Origin of the sequence: Pseudokineococcus marinus (assembly GCF_013004605.1) — a bacterium.
GTDB lineage: Bacteria > Actinomycetota > Actinomycetes > Actinomycetales > Quadrisphaeraceae > Pseudokineococcus > Pseudokineococcus marinus.
Window position 1 is genome coordinate 1 of the sequence record NZ_JABEMA010000300.1, and the last position, 3,810, is coordinate 3,810.

Below are 3,810 nucleotides of genomic sequence, written 5' to 3' on the forward strand. Positions count from 1 at the left end.
CCTCGGCCCCTACGGCGGTCGCGGCGCCGCGGGGGTGCGCGCCCTCTACGCGCGCACGCTCGAGCTCTCGGCCGACCCGGAGCTGGCCCCGCGGCTGGGGGCCTTCGACGCGGCCTGCGCCGACGCCGTGGCCCGGCTCCTGCGCTCGGCCGGTCGTGAGGCCGGCGCCGCCCGCGCCGTCCTCGCGCTGGCCGACGGGTGGCTCGTGGCGGCCGCGGTGGCCGGCGAGGCGGGGCCGGGGGAGGACGCCGGGGCGCTCGAGCGCTGGGCGGCCGAGCGCCTCGCGCCCGGTCTGGTCGCGCTGGCGCCCGTGCGCTGACGTCGTCGCTCCCGTCGGCGCCGAGGTCGGCGCGACGCTGAGGCGGGCGCACGGGCGCGGTTCCGCGGAGGGGGCACGATGCGGTCGTGGAGACCGCGCTGCTGCTCGTCGTCGTGGCCGCCGTCGTGGGCGGCGTCGAGCTGCTGGTGCGGCGCACGGGCGGGTCCGCGCCGCTCGTGCTCGTGCTGGTCGGCGTCGTCGCCTCCTACCTGCCCTTCGTGCCGCCGGTCGTCCTGGACCCGGAGCTCGTCCTCGTCGGGCTGCTGCCGCCGCTGCTGTACGCCTCAGCGCTGCGGACCTCGCTCGTCGACGTGCGGTCGAACCTGCGGCCCATCGCCCTGCTGTCGGTCGGGCTCGTGGCCGTGACGGCCCTCGTGGTGGGGCTCGTCGTCGCGGCGCTGCTGCCGGTGCCCCTCGCGGTGGGCATCGCCCTGGGCGCGGTGGTGGCGCCGCCCGACGCCGTGGCCGCGACGGCGGTGGCCCGGCGCGTCGGGCTCCCCCGCCGCGTCGTCACGGTGCTCGAGGGCGAGAGCCTCCTCAACGACGCGACCGCCCTCGTCCTGCTGCGGACGGCCCTCGTCGCCGTCGCCGGCGCGGTGAGCGCCGCGGAGGTCGGGGCCCGCTTCCTCCTGGCCGCGGGCGGCGGCGTCCTCGTCGGCGTCCTCGTCGCCGCGCTCGCGGGCCGGCTGCGGCGCCGGCTGGACGACGAGGTGCTCGACACCACGCTCTCCTTCGCCGCGCCGTTCGTCGCCTACCTGCCTGCCGAGGAGGTCGGCGCCTCCGGCGTGCTCGCGGTCGTCGTCACGGGCCTGCTGCTGGGGCACCGCTCCCCGGTGCAGCAGACGGCGCGCTCGCGGATCGCCGAGCGCCTCAACTGGCGGACGGTCCAGTTCCTCCTCGAGGGCGGCGTCTTCCTGCTCATCGGGCTGCAGGCCTCCGACGTCGTGGGCGGCGCCCTGGCCGGCGACCTCGGCCTCGGCCGGACGCTGCTCGTCTGCGGCGCGGTGCTCGCCGTCGTCGTGCTCCTGCGCCTCGTCTACGTCGCCGTGGCGCTGCCGCTGGCCGGCCTGGTCGGGCGCCGCGCCGCGCGCAGGTCCGCGGGGGACGGCGGGTCGTCGCCCCAGGACGGACGGGCGGACGGGCCGTCGTGGCGCGTCGTCGCGGTCATCGGGTGGGCGGGCATGCGCGGCGTCGTCACGCTCGCGGCCGCCGCCTCCCTCCCGGCGAGCACGCCGCAGCGCGAGGTGCTCGTGCTCGCCGCGCTCGTCGTCGTCGGCGGGACGCTGCTCCTGCAGGGGACGACGCTGCCGCCGCTCGTGCGCGCGCTCGCGCTGCCGGCGCCGGACCCCGGGGAGGACGCACTGGTCCACGCTGCCGTCCTCGACCGGACCCGACGGGCCGCGGAGCAGCGCCTGGAGCAGGTGCGGCGTGAGGAGGACCCGGACGACGTCGTCGACGGGCTGCGCGAGCGCCTGCGCCGACGCGGCGACGTGGCGTGGGAGCGGCTCGGGCGCGGCGGCGACCACCGCTCGCCGGGCCGGGCGTGGGCCCGCCTCCGCCTGGAGATGCTCGACGCCGAGCGCGCCGAGCTGCTCGCCGTCCGGGACGAGGGGCGCGCGCCGGACGAGGTGCTGCGGCAGGTCCTCGCCGAGCTCGACGTGGAGGAGTCCCTCCTCGACGCCGCCGTCGCGCGGGACGACCGCGCCGGCGCCCTGCGGGCGCCCGTCGCCGGGTCCTGCCGGCACCTGCGCGACGCCCCGGCGCCCGCGGAGGACGTCGTCCCCGCCGGCGGGGAGGGGGGCGAGCTGGGCTGCGAGGGCTGCCTGGCGCTGGGCGAGCGCCGCTGGGAGCACCTGCGCCAGTGCCTGGCGTGCGGGTACGTCGGCTGCTGCGACTCCTCGCCGCACCAGCACGCGCAGGCGCACGCGCGGCACGAGCGCCACCCCGTCATGCGCAGCGCGGAGCCGGGCGAGGCCTGGCGATGGTGCTACGTCGACCGCGAGCTGGGCTGAGGCCACGGGGCGGGTCGGGCGCAGCGAGGGCCCACCACCGCGAGCGGTGGTGGGCCCTGTGCTGCCCGACCGTCGGGCGGCGCCTCGTCCGGGCGCTGGGCGGGTGCCGTCAGCCGGCCACCGCGACGAGGGTGACGGGCACGTTGCCGCGGATCGCCTTGGAGTACGGGCACAGCTCGTGCGTGCGCTCCACGAGGCGCTGCGTCGTCGCCTGGTCGACGCCCGGGATGCGCACGGTCAGCTCGGCCGTGATGGCGTAGCTCTCGCCCTCGGGGCCGAAGCCGATGTCGGCGCGGACCTCGGCGGCCGAGGTGTCGACGTCCTGCTCCTTGCCGGCCAGGCCGAGCGCGCCGGTGAAGCAGGTCGCGTAGCCGGCCGCGAAGAGCTGCTCGGGGTTCGTGCCCGTGCCCGGCCCGCCGGTCTCCTTGGGGGCCGTCATGCTGACGTCGAGCACGCCGTCGCTGGAGACGGCGCGCCCGGCCTTGCGGCCGCCGCTCGAGGTGACGCTCGCGGTGTAGACGATCGTGGACGGGGTCTTCTCGCTCATGCCCGGGCCAGCCGCGCGCGGAGGCCCTTCATTCCCGAGGGCGCGCCGCCCTCGTCGGCCGAGGTCGGCGGCCCGGCTGGTGGTGGGGGGCGGTGCGGTCAGAACAGGCGCGTCGTCGGGTCGTCGACCCCGCGCATGGCGTCGTAGTCGAGGACGACGCAGCGGATGCCCCGGTCGGCGGCGAGGACCCGCGCCTGCGGCTTGATCTCCTGGGCGGCGAAGACGCCCGTCACCGGGGCCAGGAGCGGGTCGCGGTTGAGCAGCTCGAGGTACCGGGTGAGCTGCTCGACGCCGTCGATGTCGCCGCGCCGCTTGATCTCGACGGCGACGGAGAGCCCGCCCGCGTCGCGGCAGAGGATGTCGACCGGGCCGATCGCCGTCGGGTACTCGCGGCGCACGAGGACGTGGCCGGTGCCCAGGTGCTCGATCTGCTCCGCCAGGAGGCGCTGGAGGTGGGCCTCCACGCCGTCCTTGACGAGGCCCGGGTCGACGCCGAGGTCGACGGTCGTGTCGCTGAGCACCTCGTGCACCGCGACGACGAGGACGTCGTCGGTCTTGGCGCTGACCACGCGCCACGTCTCGACGGCGCCCGCCTCCGCGGCCGGGCCCTCGGCGGGGGAGGTGGTGAGCGCGCAGGGCGGGCTCATCCAGTTGAGCGGCTTGTAGGAGCCGCCGTCGGAGTGCACGAGCACGCTGCCGTCGGCCTTGACCATGAGCAGGCGCGTCGCCAGGGGGAGGTGGGCGGTCAGGCGGCCCACGTAGTCCACGGAGCACCGGGCGATGACGAGCCTCACGGGCGGCGACCCTAGCCGCCGCGGGCCCCCGCCCCCGCCGTCGCCCTGCCGCCCTCGCCCTGCCGCTGCCGGGCCGTCGTCGTGCCGCCTCCGCCCGGCCCCCGGCACGATGGGGCCGTGCCCCGCAGCAACCGCCCC

At 78.1% G+C, this 3,810-nt stretch carries 4 protein-coding genes; 2 read left to right on the top strand and 2 right to left on the bottom strand.

Translation table 11 applies throughout. The features are described from left to right. Together HLB09_RS14395 and HLB09_RS18855 are read left to right on the top strand one after the other, a co-directional pair. Nucleotides 1–319: hypothetical protein (locus HLB09_RS14395; RefSeq protein ID WP_171204025.1), on the top strand; the 319-nt coding region annotated here is incomplete at its 5' end. Nucleotides 320–405: 86 nt separating this feature from the next. After that, nucleotides 406–2,331, top strand: a complete 1,926-nt coding sequence (locus tag HLB09_RS18855) for a Na+/H+ antiporter (RefSeq protein ID WP_322790201.1) — start codon at nucleotides 406–408, stop codon at nucleotides 2,329–2,331. A 109-nt stretch (nucleotides 2,332–2,440) separates the two neighbouring features. Here HLB09_RS18855 and HLB09_RS14405 read toward each other — a convergent pair whose 3' ends face one another. Together HLB09_RS14405 and nucS are read right to left on the bottom strand one after the other, a co-directional pair. Then, nucleotides 2,441–2,878, bottom strand: a complete 438-nt coding sequence (locus HLB09_RS14405) for an organic hydroperoxide resistance protein (protein WP_171204026.1) — start codon at nucleotides 2,876–2,878, stop codon at nucleotides 2,441–2,443. 98 nt (nucleotides 2,879–2,976) lie between these two features. Then, entirely contained in the window at nucleotides 2,977–3,672 is a 696-nt protein-coding gene (gene nucS, locus HLB09_RS14410; protein ID WP_171204027.1) for an endonuclease NucS, read from the bottom strand. Nucleotides 3,673–3,810 lie beyond the last annotated feature (138 nt).